Origin of the sequence: Achromobacter sp. 413638 (assembly GCF_043119405.1) — a bacterium.
Lineage (GTDB): Bacteria > Pseudomonadota > Gammaproteobacteria > Burkholderiales > Burkholderiaceae_B > Achromobacter.
Genome location: NZ_JBICCO010000056.1, coordinates 21,646 through 44,458 on the forward strand (window position 1 = coordinate 21,646; position 22,813 = coordinate 44,458).

19 protein-coding genes are annotated in these 22,813 nt (G+C 69.9%); 8 read left to right on the forward strand and 11 right to left on the reverse strand.

Features of this window, described 5'->3' with window-relative positions; genetic code table 11:
- The first annotated feature begins 12 nt into the window (after positions 1 to 12).
- On the forward strand, positions 13 to 777 hold the full coding sequence (locus tag ACEU5R_RS20895) for an IclR family transcriptional regulator (RefSeq protein WP_103275486.1): 765 nt from the start codon (positions 13 to 15) through the stop codon (positions 775 to 777).
- Here ACEU5R_RS20895 and ACEU5R_RS20900 read toward each other — a convergent pair.
- Both ACEU5R_RS20900 and ACEU5R_RS20905 read right to left on the reverse strand, forming a co-directional pair.
- Complete coding sequence (locus ACEU5R_RS20900) at positions 677 to 2,332, reverse strand: FAD/NAD(P)-binding protein (RefSeq protein WP_392411473.1); 1,656 nt, start codon at positions 2,330 to 2,332, stop codon at positions 677 to 679. The two genes, ACEU5R_RS20895 and ACEU5R_RS20900, sit on opposite strands and share 101 nt — an antisense overlap.
- Complete coding sequence (locus ACEU5R_RS20905; RefSeq protein WP_103275484.1) at positions 2,329 to 3,297, reverse strand: tripartite tricarboxylate transporter substrate binding protein; 969 nt, start codon at positions 3,295 to 3,297, stop codon at positions 2,329 to 2,331. The genes ACEU5R_RS20900 and ACEU5R_RS20905 overlap by 4 nt, the downstream gene beginning before the upstream one ends.
- 277 nt (positions 3,298 to 3,574) lie before the next feature.
- Between ACEU5R_RS20905 and ACEU5R_RS20910 the strand changes: the two genes are divergently transcribed.
- The 5 genes from ACEU5R_RS20910 (at position 3,575) to ACEU5R_RS20930 (ending at position 8,652) form a co-directional block, all read left to right on the forward strand.
- Positions 3,575 to 4,741, forward strand: coding sequence for a CaiB/BaiF CoA transferase family protein (locus ACEU5R_RS20910; protein WP_392411474.1), 1,167 nt, complete (start codon positions 3,575 to 3,577; stop codon positions 4,739 to 4,741).
- Positions 4,738 to 5,475, forward strand: coding sequence for an enoyl-CoA hydratase/isomerase family protein (locus ACEU5R_RS20915; protein WP_392411475.1), 738 nt, complete (start codon positions 4,738 to 4,740; stop codon positions 5,473 to 5,475). The genes ACEU5R_RS20910 and ACEU5R_RS20915 overlap by 4 nt, the downstream gene beginning before the upstream one ends.
- A 30-nt stretch (positions 5,476 to 5,505) precedes the next feature.
- Positions 5,506 to 6,339: a CoA transferase subunit A gene (locus ACEU5R_RS20920; RefSeq protein ID WP_392411476.1), complete on the forward strand. Its 834-nt coding sequence runs from the start codon at positions 5,506 to 5,508 to the stop codon at positions 6,337 to 6,339.
- Entirely contained in the window at positions 6,332 to 7,066 is a 735-nt protein-coding gene (locus ACEU5R_RS20925; protein WP_392411477.1) for a CoA-transferase subunit beta, read from the forward strand. Before ACEU5R_RS20920 ends, ACEU5R_RS20925 begins: the two co-directional genes overlap by 8 nt.
- A gap of 104 nt (positions 7,067 to 7,170) precedes the next feature.
- The gene (locus ACEU5R_RS20930) at positions 7,171 to 8,652 is read left to right on the forward strand and encodes a class I adenylate-forming enzyme family protein (protein WP_392411478.1); all 1,482 of its coding nucleotides are present in this window, start codon (positions 7,171 to 7,173) and stop codon (positions 8,650 to 8,652) included.
- Positions 8,653 to 8,683: 31 nt separating this feature from the next.
- Here the strand turns inward: ACEU5R_RS20930 and ACEU5R_RS20935 are convergent, their stop codons facing one another.
- Both ACEU5R_RS20935 and ACEU5R_RS20940 read right to left on the reverse strand, forming a co-directional pair.
- Positions 8,684 to 10,537: an ABC transporter ATP-binding protein gene (locus tag ACEU5R_RS20935; RefSeq protein ID WP_392411479.1), complete on the reverse strand. Its 1,854-nt coding sequence runs from the start codon at positions 10,535 to 10,537 to the stop codon at positions 8,684 to 8,686.
- A gap of 136 nt (positions 10,538 to 10,673) precedes the next feature.
- Positions 10,674 to 11,192, reverse strand: a complete 519-nt coding sequence (locus tag ACEU5R_RS20940; RefSeq protein WP_103275477.1) for a MarR family winged helix-turn-helix transcriptional regulator — start codon at positions 11,190 to 11,192, stop codon at positions 10,674 to 10,676.
- Between the two features lie 219 nt (positions 11,193 to 11,411).
- On the opposite strand from ACEU5R_RS20940, the gene ACEU5R_RS20945 reads away from it, so the two are divergent.
- Both ACEU5R_RS20945 and ACEU5R_RS20950 read left to right on the forward strand, forming a co-directional pair.
- Complete coding sequence (locus ACEU5R_RS20945; protein WP_392411480.1) at positions 11,412 to 12,392, forward strand: tripartite tricarboxylate transporter substrate-binding protein; 981 nt, start codon at positions 11,412 to 11,414, stop codon at positions 12,390 to 12,392.
- 14 nt (positions 12,393 to 12,406) lie between these two features.
- On the forward strand, positions 12,407 to 13,975 hold the full coding sequence (locus ACEU5R_RS20950; protein WP_392411481.1) for a sulfatase-like hydrolase/transferase: 1,569 nt from the start codon (positions 12,407 to 12,409) through the stop codon (positions 13,973 to 13,975).
- Positions 13,976 to 14,042: 67 nt separating this feature from the next.
- Here ACEU5R_RS20950 and ACEU5R_RS20955 read toward each other — a convergent pair whose 3' ends face one another.
- From ACEU5R_RS20955 to ACEU5R_RS20985, 7 genes are all read right to left on the reverse strand, one after another.
- On the reverse strand, positions 14,043 to 15,734 hold the full coding sequence (locus ACEU5R_RS20955) for an AMP-binding protein (RefSeq protein ID WP_103275474.1): 1,692 nt from the start codon (positions 15,732 to 15,734) through the stop codon (positions 14,043 to 14,045).
- 17 nt (positions 15,735 to 15,751) lie between these two features.
- Positions 15,752 to 16,342: a chalcone isomerase family protein gene (locus ACEU5R_RS20960; RefSeq protein ID WP_392411482.1), complete on the reverse strand. Its 591-nt coding sequence runs from the start codon at positions 16,340 to 16,342 to the stop codon at positions 15,752 to 15,754.
- A complete protein-coding gene (locus ACEU5R_RS20965; protein ID WP_103275472.1) occupies positions 16,306 to 16,851 on the reverse strand; it encodes a DUF4442 domain-containing protein in 546 nt (181 codons plus the stop codon). Before ACEU5R_RS20965 ends, ACEU5R_RS20960 begins: the two co-directional genes overlap by 37 nt.
- Positions 16,852 to 16,866: 15 nt before the next feature.
- Positions 16,867 to 18,063 (reverse strand): acetyl-CoA C-acyltransferase, encoded by a 1,197-nt coding sequence (locus ACEU5R_RS20970; protein ID WP_392411483.1) that lies wholly within the window; start codon positions 18,061 to 18,063, stop codon positions 16,867 to 16,869.
- A gap of 136 nt (positions 18,064 to 18,199) precedes the next feature.
- Positions 18,200 to 20,590 carry a 3-hydroxyacyl-CoA dehydrogenase/enoyl-CoA hydratase family protein gene (locus ACEU5R_RS20975; RefSeq protein WP_392411484.1) on the reverse strand — a complete coding sequence of 797 codons (2,391 nt, stop codon included), beginning with the start codon at positions 20,588 to 20,590 and terminating at the stop codon, positions 18,200 to 18,202.
- A 223-nt stretch (positions 20,591 to 20,813) separates the two neighbouring features.
- A complete protein-coding gene (locus ACEU5R_RS20980; protein ID WP_103275469.1) occupies positions 20,814 to 22,142 on the reverse strand; it encodes an OmpP1/FadL family transporter in 1,329 nt (442 codons plus the stop codon).
- 93 nt (positions 22,143 to 22,235) lie between these two features.
- A partial coding sequence (locus tag ACEU5R_RS20985) for a 3-hydroxyacyl-CoA dehydrogenase family protein (RefSeq protein ID WP_392411485.1) occupies positions 22,236 to 22,813 on the reverse strand: 578 nt, incomplete at its 5' end.

Below are 22,813 nucleotides of genomic sequence, written 5' to 3' on the forward strand. Positions count from 1 at the left end.
GAAATAGACGATATGGACAAGACGCTGCTCAAGGGGCTGATGGTGCTGGAGGCGGTCACCGACGTGGACAATCCGCCGCGCACCATCGACGCGCTGGCCGCCCGCGTGGGACTGACCCGCAGCAATACCCATCGCACGCTGCAGACGCTGATCCATGCCGGCTATGTGATCAAGGACGACGAGGGCGGCGGCTATCGCGGCGCGGTGCGGCTGTTCGAACTGGCCGCGCGGCAGCTGGCGCAGCTGGACGTGCGCAAGCTGGCCGCGCCCTACATGCGCACGCTGGCCGACCAGACCGGCGAAACCGTGCACCTGTCGGTGTTGGATGGGTTCGACGTGGTGTACGTGGACAAGATCGACAGTCCGCAGCCCATCCGCGCCTATTCCATGATCGGCGGACGCGCGCCGGCCTACGCCGTGGCCACCGGCAAGGCGCTGCTGGCCTATCAGTCCGACGGCTATGTCGAGCGCTATGCGGACCAGTTGCAGCGGCACACGCCGGCCACCATCGTCACCATGCCGCTGCTCAAGGACGAGCTGCGCAAGGTGGTGCGCGCCGGCTACGCCATCAATCGCGGCGAATGGCGCGAAGGCGTGGGCGGGCTGGCCGTGGCGCTGTTCAACAGCCTGGACCAGCCCGTGGCGGCCGTGGGCATCTCCGGGCCGCTGGACCGCCTCAGCGCGGCCCGGATGAAGCAGCTGGCGCCGGACGTGGCGGCCTGTGCGCAGGCGATATCCCAGGGCATGGGGTATCGCGGCGGCTTCCTGGGACAGTAGCGCCCGCGTCCGCCAGCGCGGCGGCGATGCGCCGCGCCTGGTCCCGCGCCAGGCGGGCGTTCACGTCCATGGACGTGGTCCAGAAGTAGGTGCCGCCGGCCAGGCTGCCCAGCACGGTGATCGCGGGTTGCACGACGCCGTAAGCGTCCAGCAGGCTGCCGGTGGCGTAGTCCAGCGCCAGCCCGCCATGCGGGTGCGCCTGCCCGTGGCCGTCGCGCAGCAGCGCCGACACCAGGGGATCGGCGGCGCCGGCCGCGTCCACAGAGAAACTGGTGGCGTTGATCAGATAGCGGCTGCGCAGCTCGCGCTCGCCCGCCGGCGTGCGCAGGCGGGTCACGAAGCTGCCGGCGGCGTCATGGCGGCTGTCGACGTAGCCGCTTAGCACCTCGAGCTGGCCGGCGCGGAACAACGCCTGCAGCTTGCGCGCGTTGCGCATCGGAAAGTTGGCGCGGCGCGCCATCCACAGCGCGCGCCATTGCGACTGGAAGCGCGCGCGCTCGGCGTCCGGCAGCAGATGCCAGATCAGGTCCACGGCCGCGTTGGTCGCCGCGGCCACCGCCTGCCATGGGCGCGCGTCGTGTTCGGAACGGCGGATTTCATCGTCCAGCGCGGCCCGCGCGTCGCCATCGACGCCCAGGATGTCCTCGGCGTCGACCGCGCCGCCCAGCGCCCGCACCTCGCGGCCCAGCGCCGCGGCGATCCGTTCCAGCGTCAGCGCGCCGCCGTGCGCGTGCGCCAGCACCTGCGCGCCATCGCGGCTCAGTTCGGTCAGGCCCCGCGGCGGCCGGTTATGCGGACTGCGCACCGAGGGCAGCCGGCCATTGCGCGACACGCAGATGAGCGGACCGCGATGCCCGGCCTGCTGCAGCGCGACCACGGCGTCGACCGCGCTCAGGCTGGTGCCGATCACGCAGACCGTGGCGTCGGCGGCGATGCCCGCCGCCAGCTCGCTGACCGGATAGGGGCTGTTGAAGTAGCCGGGCGCGGCTGCCAGCGCTGGGAAGGCGCGCGAGGGCAGGTTGCCGTTGCACAACGCCACGCGGCGCGCCACACAGGGCTGCCCCGATTCCGCCAACACCCGCACGCGTCCGTTGGCCAGCGGCGTGACGCCGGTGACGCGCGCGCGCACGTGTTCCAGCGTCACGCCCCGGCTTGGCGCCAGCGCGCGCGCCCGCTCGTAGGCGTCGGCCATGTAGGCGCCGAACAGCGGCCGGGGCAGGAAATCTCCCGGATCGATCGCGCCTTCCACCCCGTGGCCGGCCAGCCAGGCGGGATCCTGCCGGCGCAGCCAGCCCACGAAGTCCAGGCGCTCGTCGGCCAGCGACGACATATTGCCGGCCGGGATATTGAGCAGGTTGCTGCGCAGGTCGTCCTGGTAGGCGCCGCCCGGCCCGGGGCGCTCCTGCGGTTCGTACAGCCGCAAGCTGAGCGGCCGGCCGCCGCCGGCGGGCAGCGACAGCAGGAACTGGAGCAGCAGGCTGACGCCGACCGATCCGCCGCCGATGATGGCCAGGTCGACGGCCTGCGCGTCATGCGTGTCGGGGGCGGCCGTCATTTGGCCGCCGACAGGCGCACGACCTCGGCCCAGCGGGCAGTCTCCTGCTGCAACATGCGGCGGGTGTCGGCCGGCGACGTGGCGACGGCGTCGGCGCCGAGCTTCTGCGCCGCCTGCTTCACGGATTCCATCGCGGCGGCCTTTTGCATGCCGGCCGAGAGCTTGTCCACGATGGCGGCCGGCGTGCCAGCCGGCGCCAGCAGGGCATAGGTGGTGGCCACCGAGTAGTCCTTCACGCCCTGTTCGATCAGCGTGGGCAGCTCGGGCAATGCGGCGGCGCGCGTGGGCGTGGTCACGGCCAGCAGCCGGATCTTGCCGCTGGCGGCCTGCGGCAGCAGCGCGGGCAGGGTCTCGATGACCATGTCGATCTGGCCGCCCAGCAGGTCCGTGATGGCCGGCCCGCTGCCGCGGTACGGCACGTGCATCAACCGCGTGCCGGTGACCACCTGGAACAGTTCGCCGGCCATGTGCTGCGAGGTGCCCGGCCCGGCCGAGCCGTAGGTGATGGACCCAGGCTTGGCCTTGGCCAGCGCGATCAGCTCCTGCACGTTGCGCGCCGGCACCTTGCTGTTGACCGCCAGCGCCATGGGCATGCTGGTCGCCATCGACACGCCGACGAAGGCCGTGCCGAAGTCATAGCCGGGCTTGTCGGGCATGGCGGCGTGGATCGCATGGCTGCCCACCGCGCCCATCAGCAGCGTGTAGCCGTCGGGAGCCGACTTGGCCACGTACTCCGCGCCGATCTCGCCGCCGGCGCCGGCCTTGTTCTCGACCACCACGCTCTGGCCCAGATAGTCGCCCAGGTGCTGGGCGTAGATGCGCGCGGCGGCGTCGGTGGCGCCGCCGGGCGGGAAGGGCACGACCATGCGCACGGGCTTGCCTGGCCAGGCGTCGGCCGCCTGCGAGGGGCCGGCCGCCAGTCCCAGCGCCAGGGCGGCAGCGGCGAATACGGCGAGTGTTCTCATGACTGTCTCCTTGGGGGATGCGGACCTGCCTGCTCGGGGTGGGTCCTTATATGTCCTAAAAAATAGGACTTGAATTCCAATAAATGGTTTACCTAGAATTCCACACGGTGATATGCTGGTCAACAATTAAGCAATGGACCTAGGGAATGTTCTAGGTTTCATAGGGACGCCCGGCACGGCCAGGCAAGCGGGACGCTCATGGTGCCATTGCCGGATTCGCCGCTATAGATTATTTTTCGTATCCCAAATATTGAATTTTCATAACGAGAGGTCAGACATGACACCCAGCTCGGCACTGGCCGGCATCACGGTGCTGGAGATTTGCAATGTGGCGGCGGGGCCGTTCTGCGGCATGCTGCTGGCGGACATGGGCGCCGACGTGATCAAGGTCGAGAACCCGGACGGCGGCGACACGCTGCGCAGCTGGCCGCCGATCTCCGACGGCTACAGCGAGAACTTCGCCTCGCTCAATCGCAACAAGCGCTCCGTGACCTTGAATCTGAAAGACCCCGGGGACCTGGAGCTGGCGCGCGAGCTGGCGCTCACCGTCGATGTGCTGATCGAAAACAACCGTCCCGGCGTGATGGACCGCCTGGGCCTGGGTTACGAGGCATTGAAGGCGCGCAATCCCCGGCTGGTGTATTGCTCGATCTCGGCCTACGGACAGTCCGGCCCGCGCGCGCAGGAAGGCGGCTTCGACCTCACCATCCAGGCCATGAGCGGCATCATGAGCGTCACCGGCGAGGCCGGCGGCGAACCCGTCAAATGCGGCGTGCCGCTGGCGGACTTCTCGGCCGGGCTGTACGGCGCCTTCGCCATCGCCTCGGCGCTGCGCGCCGCGCAGGCCAGCGGGCAGGGCGCGCACATCGACGTGCCCATGCTGGGCGCCACGCTGGGCATCGCCGCGCTGCAGACCTCCGAGTTCTTCGGCAGCGGGCGCGATCCGGTCAAGCTCGGCTCCGCCCATCCGCGCAACGCGCCCTACCAGGCGTTCCGCTGCAAGGGCGGGTACTTCGGCATGGCCGCCGGCAACCAGGCGCTGTGGAAGAGCGTGTGCGCGGTGGTTGGCCGCGATGACCTGCTGGCCGACGCCCGTTTCGCCGACACCAGCCTGCGCGCCCGCAACCAGGACGCGCTGCGCGAGATCCTGGAAGCCATCTTCGCCGGCGACGAGGCCGCGTCCTGGCTGGCGCGCTTTCGCGAGGCGGGCGTCCCCTGCGCGCCGATCAACACCTATTCGGAAGTGCTGGCCGATCCGCAGGTCGAGCACATGGGCTGGGTGCAGCCGCTGGAACTGCCCAACGGCGTGCGCACGCGCACCTTCGGCCTGCCGGTGCGCTTCGACGGCCAGACCACGGCGCTGCGTCGCCGCCCGCCAGCGCTGGGCGAGCACAACGAGGAAGTGCTAGGCGCGCTGCGCGCGCGGCGCAAGGAGCCGGCATGAGCGACATCACGGAAACGGACGGCCTGCGGGTCGAGCGGCGCGGCGCGCTGCATCTGCTGACGCTGGCGCGGCCCGACAAGATGAACGCACTGTCGGCCGGGCTGGTCGAGGCGCTGATCGCGGCGGTGGATCAGGCGCAGGCCGAGCAGGCGCGCGCCATCGTGTTCCAGGGCGAGGGCCGCAATTTCAGCGCGGGCTTCGACTTCGGTGATTGGGAATCGCACAGCGAGGGCGACCTGCTGCTGCGCTTCGTGCGCATCGAGATGCTGCTGCAGCGCGTGGCGGCCACGCCCTGCCTGACGGTGGCGCTGGCGCATGGCCGCAATTTCGGCGCCGGCGTGGATCTGTTCGGCGCCTGCAAGTGGCGGCTGGCCACGCCGGACGCCAGCTTCCGCATGCCGGGGCTGAAGTTCGGGCTGGTGCTGGGCACGCGGCGCTTCGCCGCGCTGGTGGGCGCCGAGCGCGCGCGGACCATCCTGGAACAGGCCGCGACCTTCGACGCCGAATCGGCCTTGCGCGACGGTTTCGTCAGCCGGCTGGCGGCGCGGGACGAATGGCCGGCGGCGGCGGACGAGGCGCTGGCCGTCGCGTCCGCGCTGACCGATGCGAGCCGCGCGCAGCTGTACGCCGCGCTGTCGCTCGAAGCGCCGGACGCCGACCTGGCGCGGCTGACGCGCTCGGCCGCCGAGCCGGGGCTCAAGGCCCGCGTGGCCGCCTATTTGCAGGCCCGTTAGCCGCGCGGCGCGGCGGGGCAAGGAGACAAGATGGGTTCGGGATACAACCAGAAGAACAAGCAGCGCACGCTGGCGGAACTGGCCGCCATGGTGCCGGATGGCGCCAGCATCGCGCTGGGCGGCAGCTTCCTGCATCGCGGGCCGTTCGGCTTCGTGCGTGAACTGATCCGCCAGGGCAAGCGCGACCTGGAACTGATCAAGCAGTCGCCCGGCTACGACGTGGACATCCTGTGCCGCGCCGGCGCGCTGCGCCGCGTGCGCGCGGGCATCGTGGCCATGGAAGGCAACTTCGGGCTGGCGCCCTGGTATCGCAAGGCGATCGAGCGTGGCGAGGTCGAGCTGGAAGAGCATGCCTGCGCCAGCCTCACGGCCGGCCTGCGGGCGGCGGCGTTCGGCGTGCCATTCCAGCCCTGCGGCGGCCTGCATGGCAGCGGCCTGCCCGAGCTGAACGGCTGGAAATGCATCGACGATCCCTACGGCAGCGGCCAGCGGACCTGGGTGGTGCCGGCGGTGCGGCCGGACTTTGCCGTGATCCAGGCGTCCGAGATCGACGCGCTGGGCAATGTGCGCGTGAGCGGCACCGCGCACTGGGACCGCATCATGTCGCGCGCCGCCGGCAGCGTGCTGGTGGTGGCCGAGAAACGGGTCGACAGCGCGGTGTTCGAGGCCCAGCCCGAGTCCACGTTGGTGCCGTACTTCATGGTGCAGGCCTACGCGGTGGCGCCGGGCAGCGCCTGGCCCGGCTCCTGCTGGCCGGCCTACGCGATCGACTACCCGGCCGTCGAGGCCTACATGGACAAGAACAGCGAACTGGCCGCCCACCTGGCGGCGGCGCCGGAAGCGAAGGAGGCCAGCCATGGCTGAGCAATGGTCGGGCTTTTCCTACATCGTGACCAACCTGGCGCGCTTCATCCGCCCGGACGAGATCACTTTCAGCGGCGTCAATTCCACCATGCCGATGCTGGCCTGCCTGCTGGCCAAGCGCGCCTATGACTGGGACTACGTCTACATCAACGTGGCGGGCGGCGTGGATCCCAGGCCCTCGCACGTGCCGCTGTCCAGCTCCGATCCGGTGCTGGCCGAACACACGGCGTCGATCTTCGCCAACGAGGATTTCTACGATCTGTGCACGCGTGGCCGCATGGACCTGACCTTCCTGGGCGCGGCCCAGATCGACGGCGAGGGCTGCGCCAACAACTCCTGCATCGGCGACTGGCACGCGCCCAAGGTCCGCCTGCCGGGCGGCGGAGGCGGCGCGGTCATGCTGCCCACGGCGCGGCGCGCCTGCACCTGGCGCACCGAGCACTCGACGCGCACGCTGGTGCCCAGGCTGGATTTCGTCACGTCCTGGGGCGGTTTTCATGGGGTGGTCACGCCGATCGCGGTGTTCATCAAGCGCGACGGGCGGCTGGCCCTGCAGTCCTGGCATCCCGAGGCGAGTCTCGCCGAGGTGCGCGAGCGCACCGGCTTCGCGTTCGACGCCAGCGGCGCGGCGCCCACCGAGCCGCCCACGCCGGCCGAGGCGCGCGCCTTGCGCGAACTGGATCCCGAAGGCCAATTCGAACGCGATGCGGCGGTGACGCTGCGCTGAAGCAGGACCACCCCCGAGCGCTGGCGCGCTCCCCCCTCAAGGGGGCGCCGCGATGGCCCGGCAAAGCCGGATCCATGCGGCCCCGATCGCCTGGAGACACTGGTATGAACGACACCGATGCCACGCTGGTGGCGGCCTACGCCCGCAGTTGGACCCGGCCGGACCGGGCGCGCCTGCCCGCCCTGGTCGCCGAAGACGCCACGTTGGACTACGCGGCGCTGCATGAGCGCGTGGCCCGCGCCGCGGGCGCGTTGCGCGCGGCGGGCGTGGCAGCGGGCGACTTCGTGGCGGTGGCGATGGAGCGCTCGTTGGAGCAACTGATCGCGATCCTGGGCGCGATGGCGGCGGGCGCCTGCCCGTGTCCGCTGGAACCCCGGTTGGCCGACGAGGAGACGGCGCGTCGCGTTGCCGCCGTGGGCCTGGGCTGGATGCTGCACGACCCTGCGCACGCGGGGACGGCCGCCGCGTCCGGGCTGCCGGCCGTCCGCCTGTTGCCCGCCGCGTGCCTGGCGCGGGGCGAGCCTTTCTGGGCGCCGGCGCTGGCGCCGGACGCGCCGGCGCTGCTGCTCTTCACCTCCGGCAGCACCGGCCATCCCAAGGGCGTGCTGCTGAGCCATCGCGGGCTGATGAACAATGCGCACGGCGTGCTGGCGCATAGCGGCCTGACGCCGGACGACCGGCTGCTGCACGTGATGCCGCTGCATCACACCAACGCGCTGAACAACCAGGTCTTCACGCCGCTGCTGGCCGGGGCCTGCGTGGCGCTGGCCGGGCGCTTCCGCGCCGAGGACATGCCGGGGCTGCTGGCGCGCTGGCGCCCCACCATCATGACCGGCGTGCCGACCATGTACGCGCGCATGCTGGACCTGGTATTCGAACCCGCCAGCCTGGCGGGCCTGCGCTACGCGCGTTGCGGCTCGGCGCCGATCACCGAGGCGCTGCACCGGCGCATCGAGGCCTTCCTGGGCTGTCCGCTGCTGGTGTCCTACGGCCTGTCGGAGGCGACCTGCACCTCGACCATGAATCCGCCCGGCGCGCGGCGCGTGGGCACGGTGGGCACGGTGTTGGCCGGCCAGCGCGTGGTCCTGCGCCAGCCGGACGGCAGCGCGGCGCCGGCGGGCGGCGAGGGTGAGATCTGCATCGAGGGCGACAGCCTGATGCTGGGCTACCTGGGCGCGCAGGGCCAGATCGGCGTGGCCGACGGGCGGCTGCGCACCGGCGACGTGGGCCGCTTCGACGCCGACGGCTATCTGACCATCACCGGGCGCATCAAGGAGGTGATCATCCGTGGCGGCGAGAACATCTCGCCGGCGCTGGTGGAGGGCGTGGTGGCGGCGCTGCCCGGCGTGGCGGCCTGCTGCGTGGTGGGCGCGCCCGATGCCGACCTGGGCGAAGTCCCGGTGGTCTTCGCGACCCGCGCGGCCGGCGCGCCGCCGACGGACGAGGCGGGGATCCGCGCCGCCGTGCTGGCGGGCCTGGGCCGCATCTATGTGCCGCGCGACGTGCTCTGGGTGGACGCGCTGCCCGAGAACGCGGTGGGCAAGGTGGATCGCAAGGCGCTGGCGGCAAGGGTGGCGGCCGTCTGAGCCCTCCGCGTCTGCTGACGCGGGCGCACGCTCAATCCAGCCCCACGAACCCCCCCGTCTGGTGGCTCCACAGCCGTGCATACAGCCCGCCCCGGGCCACTAGCTCGGCATGCGTGCCGGCCTCGACGATGCGGCCCTGGTCCAGCACCACCAGCCGGTCCATGCGGGCGATGGTGGACAGCCGGTGCGCGATGGCGATCACGGTCTTGCCCTGCATCAGCGTTTCCAGGCTTTCCTGGATCGCGGATTCGACTTCCGAGTCCAGCGCCGAGGTGGCTTCGTCCAGGATCAGGATGGGGGCGTCCTTGAGCAGCACGCGGGCGATGGCGATGCGCTGACGCTGGCCGCCGGACAGCTTGACGCCGCGCTCGCCGACGCGCGCGTCCAGGCCGCGGCGGCCCTCGCCGTCGACCAGCCCGGCGATGAAGTCGCCGGCCCGCGCGCGCCGCACCGCGTCTTGCAGCTGTTCCTCGGACGCGTCGGGGCGGCCATAGAGCAGGTTGTCGCGGATGGATCGGTGCAGCAGCGAGGTGTCCTGCGTGACCACGCCGATCTGCGAGCGCAGGCTTTCCTGGGTGACGCCGGCGATGTCCTGGCCGTCGATCAGGATGCGTCCGCCCTGCAGGTCGTACAGGCGCAGCAGCACGTTGACCAGCGTGGACTTGCCGGCCCCGGACGGGCCGATCAGGCCGATCTTCTCGCCGGCGCGCACCGTCAGGTTCAGGTGCGGGATGACCTCGCGGGCGCCGCCATAGTGGAAGGACACGTCGTCGAAACGCACCTCGCCGCGCTCGATGCGCAGCGGGCCGGCCGCCGGCGCATCGAGCACCTGCTTGGGCTGCGAAATGGTGCTCAAGGCATCCTGCACGATGCCGACGTTCTCGAAGATGCCGCTGACCTCCCACATGATCCAGGCCGACATGTTGTTGATGCGGATCACCAGGCCCAGCGCCAGCGTGATCGCGCCCAGCGTGATGCTGTCCTGGCTCCACAGCCACAGCGCCAGGCCGGCGGTGCCGACGATCAGCACGCCGTTCAGCGTATTGATGGACACGTCCATCGCCGTGATGACGCGGGTCGACAGCCGCTGTTTTTCCGTCTGTTCGGCCAGCGCCTGACGCGCGTAGTTCTCTTCCTGCCGGGCATGGGCGAAGAGCTTGAGCGTGCCGATGTTGGTATAGCCGTCGACGATGCGGCCCATGAGCTTGGAGCGCGCTTCCGAGGCGGTCACGGCGCGCGCCTGCATGCGCGGCACGAAATAGCCCAGCATGCAGCAGTAGCCGACGATCCACAGCACCAGCGGGATCACCAGCCGCCAGTCTGCCTCGGCGAACAGGTACAGCGCGCTGACCACGTACAGGATGACGTGCCACAGCGCGTCCACCGACTGCACGGCGGAATCGCGCAGCGCGCTGCCAGCCTGCATGACGCGGTTGGCGACGCGGCCGGCGAAGTCGTTGTGGAAGAACGCCAGCCCCTGGCCCAGCACGTAGCGGTGGTTCTGCCAGCGCACCAGCGTGGTCAGGCTGGGCGCGATGGTCTGGTGGGTCAGCAGGTCGTGCGCGGCGATCGCCAGCGGGCGCAGCACCATCACCACCAGCGCCATCCACAGCAGCAGGCCGGCGTGGCGCTGGAAGAACTCGGCGGGCGGCGTGTCACGCGCCAGGTCGACGATGTCGGCCAGGAAACTGAACAGCGCCACCTCGACCAGCGCGCCCGCCAGCCCCACCACCAGCAGCACGGCGAAGATCGGCCAGACCTGCAACAGGTAGTAGGCGTAGAAGCGCAGCACGCGGCCGGGCGGGGTGATGTCCGGAGCGTCCTTGAAGGGGTCTATCAGGCCTTCGAAACGACGGAAGATGGATGTGCGCTGGACGCCGGGCATGGAATATCCGTAGGGGCGCCCGGCCGGCTTCGTGGGCGCGGCGGGCGTGGACGGCCGTGGCGCGGCTGCGCGGACGGCAGACGCCTAGCGTAGCAAATGTTTGTGGAGACCCGGTTGAACGAGGCGGGGTGGGCTTCTACCTCGCCCGGCGGGTGCCGCCGGCGCGCCGGCTGGCCTTGTCCGACACGATGTTGTCCTCGGCCATGCGCCGGCCGCGTTGCTCGATGCGCGCCAGGAAGCCGCGCAACTGCTCGACCTCGGTCGCGCTCAGGTCCTGCACCAGCATGTCGTTCAGGCGCGCGACCTCGGGCAGCAGCGCCAGGTAGCGTTCCTGCCCGCGCTCGGTGGCCTCGACCCGGACCACGCGCCGGTCGGCGCTGTCGTGCAGCCGGCGCAGCCAGCCCTTCTCGCACAGCGTGCCGAGCGTGCGCGACGTGCGGGCCAGGTCCAGCTTGGCCGCCGCCGCCAGCTCGGCCGAGGTCATGATGCCGCCCTCCACCGCGCAGGCCAGCAACCGCCACTCGCGCCGGGTGATGCCGTAGCGGCCTTCGCACAGGCGCACGAATACCGGGTTGGATTGCGACCAGGCCTGGTAGAGACGGTACATCAGCATATCGGACAGGCTGGCCTGGCCGGGGGCAGGGGGCGTTGCCATGGCGTCTCCCGCGGGCCGAGCTGTTGCCCGTCGCGCATGCATATCGTTATGGAAAGTACTGGATTAGATCAACAAAGCGTCGCGTTGCTAAATTCATTTTGCCCATTTGGGCATGCGCCGGGCATAGGGAATAGCCCCCGGAGCAACCACGGGGAATGGCCCCGGCATCCGGCCAACCGGCCGGGGAGCGCCATGGCCGCGGCGAATCAGGAGAGAGCGATGCGCAAGAGATTGAGCGGCTGGGCGACGGGCCTGGTCTTGGCGGCAAGCGTGGCGGCCTGTCCCGCCGTACAGGCTCAGCCGCCGCTGGACGGCGCGCTGACCATCGTGGTGGGTTATCCGCCCGGCGGCAGTTCCGACCGCGTCGCGCGGCTGGTGGCGGACCGGCTCAAGGAGCGCATCGGTGCGCCGGTGGTGGTCGAGAACAAGACCGGGGCCGGCGGTCGCATCGCCGCCCAGGGCCTGCATGCGGCCGGGGCGGCGCAGAACGTGCTGATGCTGGCCAATCCGGCCGTCATGGTGGTGGCGCCGCTGGTCTACGACAAGCCAGGCTACGACGCGCAGCGCGATTTCAAGCCGGTGTCGCTGGTGAGCCGCTACAAGTTCGCGCTGGCGGTGGCGGCGGATTCCAAGGTGCGCGACGTGGCCGGCCTGCGCCAGGTCCTGCGCGACGATCCCCGGCTGTTCTCGGTGGGCGTGCCCGCCACCGGCAGCCTGCCGCATTTCTTCGCGCTGATGCTGGGCCGCGCCATCAACCAGGAGCCCGAGATCGTCGGCTACCGGGGATCGGCGCCGCTGATCTCCGAGCTGATCGGCGGCGTCCTACCGCAGGCCATCGACACGCTGGACACGCTGCTGCCGCAGCACCGCGCCGGCAAGATCCGCATCCTGGCGACCTCGGGCGAGGCGCGCGATCCCGACCTGCCCGACGTGCCGACCTTCCGCGAGGCCGGCGTGGACCTGGCCGCCGATGGCTGGAACGCCTTCTTTGCGCCGGCCGCCATGCCGGCGGACAAGGCCGAACGGCTGGGCCGCGACATCGCAGCCGTGCTGGACGAGCCGGCCCTGCGCGAGGCCGTGCGCGCCGCCTACCTGGAACCGGTGTCGGCCGACGCCGCCCGCAGCGCCGAGGCGCTGGACGCCTATCGCAAGCAGTGGGAGCCGGTGGTGCGCGCGTCCGGCTTCACGGTCACGCAGTAAGAAAAGGGGCAGACATGGGCGCCGTCCAGAACGTGTTGTTCATCATGGCCGACCAGCTGCGGGCCGACCACCTGGGCTGCTACGGCCATCCCTACCTGGAGACGCCCAGCCTGGACGGGCTGGCGGCGCGCGGCGCGCGTTTCACGCGCGCCTTCGTCAACTCCGGGGTGTGCGGCCCGTCGCGCATGAGCTACTACACCGGCCGCTATCCATCGCGCCACGGCGCGACCTGGAACCGCGTGCCGCTTTCGGTCAACGAGATCACGCTGGGCGAATACCTGGCGGGACAAGGGCGCGATCTGGCGCTGGCCGGCAAGACCCACGTGATCCCGGACAAGGCGGGCATGGAGCGTCTTGCCATCGACGGCGCGTCCGAACTGGGCATCCTGTTGAGCCGGGGCGGCTTCGTCGAGCTGGACCGCTACGACGGCCATCACGAGCCCGGGGCCGAGAGCGGCTATCCGGCCTTCCTGCGGCGTCACGGCTACGACAGCGCCGATCCCTGGACCGACTACGTCATTGCCGGCGTGGACGCGTCCGGGCAGGTGGTGAGCGGCTGGAACATGCGCAACGTGCATCTGCCCTCGCGCGTGGCCGAGGCACATTCCGAGACCGCCTACATGACGGACCAGGCGCTGGACTTCATGAAGCGGCGCGGCGGCCAGCCCTGGGTGCTGCACCTGAGCTATGTGAAACCGCACTGGCCCTACATGGCGCCGGATCCCTATCATCGGCGCTACCGCGCGGACCAATGCCTGCCCGTGCGGCGCAATCTTGCCGAGCTGGAGAATGCGCATCCGGTGGTGGCCGCCTACCGGCAGCATGAGGAAAGCATCAGCTTTGCCAACGACGATTGCGTGCGCGTGGTGCGTCCGGCCTACCAGGGCCTGATCCGGCAGCTGGACGACCATCTGGGACGCCTGTTCGACTACATGGAAGGCGCGGGCCTGATGAAGAACACGCTGATCGTGTTCACCGCTGACCACGGCGATTTCCTGGGCGACCATTGGCTGGGCGAGAAGGAGCTGTTCTACGACACCGTGCAGCGCGTGCCCTTCATCGTCATGGATCCGTCCGGCGAGGCCGACGCCACGCGCGGCCAGGCGCTGGACCACATGGTCGAAAGCGTGGACCTGGTGCCCACCGTGCTGCGCGCGCTGGACGCGCCCCGGCCGGCGCACCGGCTGGAAGGACGCGAGCTGCAGGAAGTGCTGCATGGCCTGCCGGACGGCCAGCCCTGGCGCGACTGCGTGTATTCGGAGCTGGACTACAGCTTCCGCCAGGCCCGCCTGCTGCGCGGCAAGACGCCGCGCAATGCCCGCGCCTGGTCGCTGCGCACGGACCGGTGGCGCTATGTGTACTGGCTGGACGAGCCGGAGCAGCTGTACGACCTGCGGGCCGATCCCGAAGAGTTCCAGGACCTGGGGACCAGCGCCGCGCACGCCGAGGTGCGCGGGGCCTTGCGCCACCGTCTGCTGGAATGGATGCTGCGCGGCCGCACCCGCACCACGATGAGCGACGAGGCGGTGGAGCGGGCCACCAACGCGCACAAGCGCGCGGGCGTGTATTTCGGGCAGTGGTAGGCGGCGCGCCGTCGCGGCGGCGCCAATTCGAAGCGGGCCGGCGCCGCCGGCCCGCCGCGACGCGGGATCAGGCCTGGGCGGGCGCCTTGGCCTGCGCCTGGGCTTCCGGCTTGAGTTCGCGCCGCAGGATCTTGCCGACGTTGGTGCGCGGCAGGTCGTCGCGGAACTCCACGTAGCGCGGCACCTTGTAGCCGGTGAGCTGGGTGCGGCAATGGGCGATCAGCGTCTCGGCGTCCAGGTTCGGATCCTTGCGGATGACGTAGAGCTTGACCGCCTCGCCGGAGCGTTCGTCCGGCACGCCGACCGCCGCCACCTCGCGCACGCCGGGGTGCAGCGCGGCCGCATCCTCGACTTCGTTCGGATAGACGTTGAAGCCGGACACCAGGATCATGTCCTTTTTGCGGTCCACCAGGAACACATAGCCGGCCTCGTCCACGTAGCCGATATCGCCGGTGCGCAGGAAGCCGTCCGCGTACAGCACCAGCGCGGTCTCGTCCGGGCGCTTCCAGTAGCCGCGCGTCACCTGGGGGCCTCGCACGCAGATCTCGCCGCGCTCGCCGATGGGCAGTTCGCGGCCCTCGTCGTCGCGGATGGAGATGTCGGTGGACGGCACCGGCAGGCCGATGGAGCCGGTGAATTCCTTCACGTCCAGCGGATTGATGGTCACGGCGGGCGAGGTCTCGGTCAGGCCGTAGGCCTGGGCCAGCGAGCGGCCGGTGACGGCGCGCCAGCGCTCGGCCACCGAACGCTGCACCGCCATGCCGCCGCCCAGCGTCAGGCGCAGGCGCGAGAAATCCAGCTTGGCGAAATCGGGGTTGTTCAGCAGCGCGTTGAACAGCGTGTTGACCCCGGTGAAGGCGCTGACCGGCGCCTTGGACATTTCCTTGATCAGCCCCGGTATGTCGCGTGGGTTGACGATGAGCAGGTTGCTGGCGCCGATCTTCATGAACGTCAGGCAGTTCGCCGTCAGCGCGAAGATGTGATATAGCGGCAGCGCCGTCACGATGAGTTCTTCGCCGTCCCGGACCAGCGGCGTCACCCAGGCGTGCGCCTGGCTGACGTTGGCCATCAGGTTGCCGTGCGACAGCATGGCCGCCTTGGCCACGCCGGTGGTGCCGCCCGTGTATTGCAGGCAGGCCAGGTCGTCCTGGTTCAGCTCGACCTCGGTGAAGGGCAGGGCGCGGCCGGCGCGCAGCGCCTGGCCCAGCCGCTGCGCGCCGGGAATCGACCACGCCGGCACCATGCGCTTGACGCGCTTGACCACCAGGTCGACCAGCCGGCCCTTGAGCGGGCCCAGCAATTCGCCGATGGAGGTGACCAGCACGCGCTCGATGGCGCTCTTGGGCAGCGCCTGCTGCAAGGTTGCGGCGAAGTTGTCCGCCACCACGATGGCGCGCGCGCCCGAGTCGGCCAGCTGGTGCTCAAGCTCGTGCGCGGTGTAGAGCGGATTGCAGTTGACCACGACGCAGCCGGCGCGCCAGGCGCCGAACAGGCAGACCGGGTATTGCAGCAGGTTGGGCATCATCAGGGCGATGCGGTCGCCCTTGCCCAGCCCGTTGGCGTGCAGCCAGGCGGCGAAGTCGCGCGTCAGCGCGTCCAGTTCGGCGTAGCTGATCGACTTGCCCATGCTGATGTACGAGGTCTTGCCGGCATACTGCCGGCAGCTGTCCCGCACCACCGTCACCATCGTCGACACGCCGTCGAGCTGGATGTCCGTGGGCATGCCGGGGGGGTAGCTCTTTTGCCAGATTCGTTCCATATCGTTGGGGATTCCGCCTAGTTGCCCAGCAGGGCCTTCTTCAGGGAGGACTGCGACGGGTTTTCGCCCAGCCATACACGCAGCAGCGCCCGGGCGAAGGCGGGATCGTCGATGCGTCCGCGCGCCTTGCCGTTGTCGCTGACCGATACGCCCTTGGCGTCGAAGTCCAGGTCGATCACGTCGCCTTCCTTGGCCGAGCCCACGCTGGCCATCAGGGCCGAGAGGCGTTGGGCCGGTTCCTTCAGCGCTTCCAGCTCCTGCTTGGGCGTATTGTCGCGCAATCCGTCCTGCAGCGCCCCGTCCAGGCTCTTGCTGTCGACGTCGCGCAGCATGTGCAGCCGCATGCGGCGGGGTTCGGCGCTGTTGACCAGCGCGGCGGCGTCGCCGGTCTTGGCGGTCGCGTATAGCGCGGCCACGTAGACCTTCACGACGAACTTGGTGCGCACGCCGGCGCCGTTGAGCACCAGCGCGCGGCCGCCCTCGGACAACTGGTCCGGGACGCGCAGGCCGCCGACTTCGACGTCGGCCGCCAGGGCCGGGGCGCCCGCCAGGGCGGCGGCCAGGATCAGGCTCAGGGCGGCGGTTCGCCCTCCGGGGATGCGATGCATTTGTCACCTCCTTGGGTCTTCTGCTTGTAGAACTTCTTGTTTGCGATATAGATCGTTCGTTCCACGACGGCGTAGACGACGCCGTCCTTGTCCTGCAGTTCCACCGTGTACGTCCGGGTGGTTTCATGCTCGCGCGCCAGGATCTCGCGGATTTCCGCGATTTCCCCGGCAGGCAGGCGGAAATCCACGTACAGGGTGGTGTAGGCGGGCTTGCGGTAGCGGATGGACGCCGCCTTGTCCCATACGATGTGATCCGAGCCTAGCGCGGACATCAGCATCGTGGGGTGGGCGCCGTCGGTCACCGCGAACAGCGAGCCGCCATACATCGAGCCAACGATATTGCGGGTGCGCCGCAACAGCGGCAGCTTGATCCGGATGTGATGAAAATCCGGAGACACGTGCAGCACCCGCCCGCCGGTGGCGCGGAACGCCGGATGCAGGTTGAACCCCACCCGCATCAGCCGCGCGCGCCATTCGGGGGACAGGCGCTTGAACCAATAAGGCTTCACTGGATACCCGCCGTCCTACAGCGCCTCGAACAGGCCAGCCGCGCCCATGCCGGTGCCGATGCACATCGTTACCAGCCCGTGCTTGCCGCCGGTGCGGCGCAGGCCATGGACCAGCGTGGCCGTGCGGATCGCGCCGGTGGCGCCCAGCGGGTGGCCCAGGGCGATGGCGCCGCCCAGCGGGTTGACCTTGGCGGGGTCGAGCTTTAGTTCGCGCATCACCGCCAGCGATTGCGCGGCGAAGGCTTCGTTCAGTTCGATCCAGTCCAGCGCATCCTGCGTGATGCCGCCGCGCTCCAGCACCTTCGGGATCGCGGCCACCGGCCCGATGCCCATGACCTCGGGCGGCACGCCGGCCACGGCGAAGCTGACGAAGCGCGCCAGCGGTTGCAGGTTGAATTCGCGCAGGATGCGGTCGGACACCAGGATCACGGCGGCCGCGCCGTCGGACATCTGCGAGCTGTTGCCAGCGGTGACGCTGCCGCGCGCGGCGAACACCGGGCGCAGCTTGGCCAGCGATTCCGCGCTGCTGTCGGGGCGCGGGCCTTCGTCCGTCTCGACCAGCCGGCGCGCCACGCGCACCGCGCCGTTGGCGTCGGGCAGGTGCGACACCACCTCGAAGGGCGTGGTCTCGGCCCTGAAATGGCCTGCCGCGATGGCGGCGCAGGCTTTCTGGTGGGAAGCCAGCGCGAAGGCGTCCTGGTCTTCGCGCGACACCTTCCAGCGCTCGGCGACCTTCTCGCCGGTCAGGCCCATGCCAAAGGCCATGCCCAGGTTTTCCTCGTGCGCGAAGATGGCCGGATTCATCGACACCTTGTTGCCCATGATCTGCGGCATGGCGCTCATGGACTCGGTGCCCGCGCCGATCATGATGTCGGCCTCGCCGGTGCGGATGCGGGCGGCGGCGTCGGCCACCGCCTGCAGGCCGGAGGCGCAGAAGCGGTTGACGGTGACGCCCGCCACGCTCTGCGGCAGTCCCGCCAGCAGCAGCCCGATGCGCGCGACGTTCATGCCCTGTTCGGCCTCGGGCATGGCGCAGCCCGCGATCACGTCCTCGATGCGCGCGGGATCCAGCCCCGGCGCCTGCGCCAGCGCCCCATTCAGCGCCGCCGCAAGCATGTCGTCCGGCCGGGTGGTCGCATAAGCGCCATTGCGCTTGCCCACCGGCAGCCGCGTCGCGGCAACGATATACGCGTCTTGAATTTGCTTGCTCATCTCATATCCTCAAATATTCATGGACCCAAACTCTCCCAACCCACAACGGCGCCCCAAGATCGGGGCCGCGCGGATCCGGCTCCGCCGGTCCGCAGCCGGCGCCCCTGGGGGAGGCGCCGAAGGCGCTCGGGGGGGCTCAATTCCGCAGAGGCTTGCCGGTTTCCAAGGTGTGGCGGATGCGGGCCTGGGTCTCCGGCGTGCGCAGCAGCGCCACGAACTCCTTGCGCTCCACGGTCAGCAGCCATTCCTCGTCCACGCGCGTGCCGGTCTCGATCTCGCCGCCGCACAGCGCCACGGCGGCGCTGCGCGCCACGCGGTAGTCGTGCGCGCTGATCATGCCGCCTTCGCGCATGTTGACCAGCATCATCTCGAAGTTGGCGATGCCATTGCGGCCGGCGACCGGCACGTTCTGCAGCCTGGCCGGCGGCACGTAGCCGGCCTGGGCGGCGGCGCGGGCCTGGCCGATGGCCACGAACAGCAGCTCGTCCGGATGGAACAGCACGATGTCCTGCTCGCGGGCGAAGCCGGTCTCGATGGCCTCGCGCGCGCTCTTGGCGACCTGAGCGGTGGCGATGGTCTGGAAGATCGGTTGCAGGAACGGGAAGACTTCGCCGGGCGTGGCGGTCTTGGCGGCCAGCGCGGCCGCGCGGCCGGCGAATTCCTTGCTGCCGCCGCCGGCCGGGATCAGGCCCACGCCGGCCTCGACCAGGCCGATGTAGCTTTCCAGCGCCAGCACGCGGTGCGAGGCATGCATCAGGAACTCGCAGCCGCCGCCGAGCGCCATGCCCTGCACGGCGGCGACGGTAGGGATCTGCGCGTACTTGAAGGCCTGCGAGGCGCGCTGGAACTTCTCGACCGTGGCTTCCAGCATGTCCCACTGGCCGGCGGCGCAGGCTTCGACCACCTGCTGCAGGTTGGCGCCCACGGCGAAGGGAGCCGGATGCCAGATGACCAGGCCGTCGAACTCGCGCTCGGCGCGGGCCACGGCCTGCAGGATGCCTTCCAGCACCTCGGCGCCCAGCGTGTGGTTCTTGGAGATGACCGACAGGATGGCCACGCCCGGATCCACGTCGGGCAGGTTCCACAGGCGCACGCCTTCGTTTTCCCAGACGGTGACGCCACGGTTGTCGGGCGCTTCGCCGAACACGCGCTCGGGATAGATCTGGCGGCGGTACACCGGCAGGGACGAGCGCGCATGCAGCTTGCCGCTGCGCGCCGAATACGAACCCTCGGGCGCGTGCACGCCCTGGCGGGCGGGCTCCAGCGCCCAGGCGGGCAGGGGGCTGTCGCTCATGGCGCGGCCGGCGGCGATGTCCTCGGCCACGGCCTGGGCGATCTGTTGCCAGCCGGCGGCCTGCCAGGTCTCGAACGGGCCCTGGGCCCAGCCGAAGCCCCAGCGCATGGCCAGGTCCAGGTCGCGGGCATTGTCGGCCACGTTGGCCAGCTGCGCGGCGCTGTAGTGGAAGATGTCGCGGAACAGGCTCCACAGGAACTGGGCCTGCGGATGGCTGCTGGCGCGCAGCGCGGCGAAGCGCTTGGCCGGATCGCGTTCCTTGAGGATCGCGCCCACCTCGTCTGCCAGCTTGCCGGCGCTGGGGCGGTAGTCCTGGGCTTTCAGATCCAGCACCTGGATCTCGCGGCCGGCCTTGCGATAGACGCCTGCGCCGCTCTTCTGGCCCAGCGCGCCCTTGGAAATCAGCGCGGCCAGCCACTCGGGCTGCTTGAAATAGCGGTGCCAGGGATCGTCGGCCAGGTTCTTGTCCATGGTGCCGATCACATGCGCCAGCGTATCCAGGCCGACCACGTCGGCGGTGCGATAGGTGGCGCTCTTGGGACGGCCGATCTTCGGGCCGGTCAGCGCGTCGACTTCGTCGAAGCCCAGGCCCAGGCGGGCGGTGTGATGCATGGCCGCCAGGATCGAGAACACGCCGATCCGGTTGGCGACGAAATTGGGGGTGTCCAGCGCGCGGATTACGCCCTTGCCCAGCGTCGACGTGAGCCAGGTTTCGAGCTGGTCCAGCACGCGCGGTTCGGTGTGCGAGGTGGCGATGATCTCGACCAGCCGCATGTAGCGCGGCGGGTTGAAGAAATGGATGCCGCAGAAGCGGTGGCGCAGCTGCTCGGGCAGGGCGTGGCCCAGCGCGTCGATCGACAGCCCGGAGGTGTTCGAGGCGATGATGGCGCCGGGCGCCACGTGCGGCGCGATGCGCTCGTACAGCGCGGTCTTCCAGTCCATGCGCTCGGCGATGGCCTCGATGATCAGGTCGCAGCCCTGCAGCCGTTCGATATGGTCGTCATAGTTGGCGGGCTGGATCAGGGCCAGGCGCGCGGCGCCGGCCAGCGGCGCGGGTTCGAGCTTCTTCAGGCCGGCCAGCGCCTTCTTGACGATGCCGTTGCGGTCGCCTTCTTTGGCGGCGAGGTCGAACAGCGTGACGGGCACGCCGGCGTTGGCCAGGTGGGCGGCGATCTGCGCGCCCATGACGCCGGCACCCAGCACGGCGACGTGTTTAACGACGAACTTGCTCAAGGAAGTCTCCAAAAAATGCCCAAGGCTGTGCGCCTTGTTGCGCTTGCCGTCCCCGTGCAGGAAGGGACATGTTGCTCCGGTCCTTCACGAAACGGGCGCCACCCGCCGCGCATACAACGGGTGGCCCCTATTCCTGTCCAAACCGCGCGGAGCCGGCTTTGCCGGTCCGGTCCGCGGCGGCGCCCTTGGGGAGCGTGTGGCGCTCCAGGGTGGGCAGCCCCTGCTAGAAACGCGACGAGACCTGCAGGCCGAAGATGTGGCCGCTGCTGTCGTAGCTGCCCGCCACGCGACCCTTGGCAAGGGCGTTGCCGGAGTTCGTGTCGATGTACGTCTTGCGCAGGTACAGGTAGGTGTAGCCCACGTCCAGTGTCGTGTTCTTGGTGGCCTGCCACTGCACGCCGGTCGAGAACCAGTAGCGGTCGTTGTCCGGCAGCGAGGTGGGGCGGTCCTGTTCCTTGTGGACCGGCGACTGGTCATAGGCCAGGCCGAACTTCCACTTCCAGTCGGGCGCGAACTTGTAGTTCGCGCCGACGGCCAGGCGCCACGTGTCGCGGAAGTTCAGCGGCAGCTCGTCATCCTTGGCGCCGGTGCCCGAGTTGCGGATCTTCAGCGCGGGGATGCTGCTCCAGCCGGTCCACGAGATGTCGCCCAGCAGTTCCCAGCGCTCGTTCAGCTGGTGCGCGGCGCTCAGGATCAGCGTGTCGGGCAGGTCCACGGTCGCCTTGGCGTCGAACGAAGCGGACTGACGGGTCGGCCCGATGTTGTCGATGTCGGTATCGCCCTTGGCCGTCTGGCGGATCTTCGAGCGGTACGACAGGCCGATGCGGGTGTCCTCGGTGGGTTGCAGCATGAAGCCCACGTTCCAGCCCCAGGCGTCGCCCTTCAAATTGAGGTCGGCATCGCCATTGGTGAAGACCGGGCGGCCCGGCACGGGCAATTGCACCACGGTCTTCTTTTTGTACTCGGCGTCGATGCGCTGCCAGTTCAGGCCAAAGCCCATCGAGAACTTGTCGTTGACCTTATAGGCCACCGAGGGGTTCACGTTGATGGTCTTGATGTCGAACTTGTTGGAGTGGTACTGGCCGGCCCAGCCTTCGTCGTACTTGGTCATCAGGCCGAACGGCGCGCCGATGCCCAGGCCGATGAACCACTTTTCATTGAGCTGCAGCGAGGCGTAGAGGTTCGGCACCACGCCGAGCTTGCCGGCGTCGCCGCCGTTGCCGCCGGTGGGACGCGAGCCGCCCAGGCCGGAGCCGGGTATGCCGGGCACGCCGGGATTGCGGCTGTCGCCGTTGTCCGAGAACTTGAACGAGGGCTTGATCAGGTTGACCCCGCCCGAGAAGTTGAAGCCCGGCAGGTACGTCATGCCGGCCGGGTTGTAGTAGATGATGCTGGCGTTTTCCGGATTTGCCGCCGAGCCCGCGTATGCGTTGCCCAGGCCGCTGGCGTTCTGCTCAAGGAGCTGGAAGCCGGCGGAGTGGGCGACGGTGGACGCGCCCAGGCCGGCCACGATGACCGACAGGGTGCTCAGGGACAATGAACGTCTGCTCATGGTACTGCCTCCTCGTGTTGGATAGGTGTCGTTATGGCACTGCCGGGCTCGGCGGCCCGGTCTATCGGCGTGAGCCGTATTTCCTCTACTGCGCTACGTCTTGGTCCTGCCTTGATAATGCAAGGGACCGCCCGTGAAGGGGGCGAATCCCGTTCCGAAAATCACGCCGGCGTCGGCCAGGTCGGCGTCGGCGACGATGCCCTGATCGACCCGCTGCCGGGTCGCGTCGATCAGGGGCTGGATCAGGCCGGCCGCGAGGCCGGCGGGGGCGGCGGACGCCTTGTCCTTGACGGGCTTGCCGTCGCGCCAGGCATAGAAGCCCTGGCCGGTCTTGCGGCCCAGCTGGCCGCGCGACAGCCGGTCCGCCAGGCAGCGCGGCGGCTCCTGGCCGCCGGCCAGCTCCTCGCCGGCGGCGCGGGCGATGTCCAGACCCACGGTGTCGGCCAGCTCCAGCGGTCCCATCGGCATGCCGAAGGCCACCAGGGCCGCGTCGATCGCGGCCGGCGCGACGCCCGCGTCCACGCCGCGCATGGCTTGCAGCATGTAGGGCGCCAGTACCGCGTTGACCAGAAAGCCGGGCGCGCTCTTGACCGGCAGGGCGAGCTTGTCGATCTGGCCGACGAAGGCGCTGGGGCGCGCCAGCGCATCGGCCGCCGTGCCGTCCGCGTGCA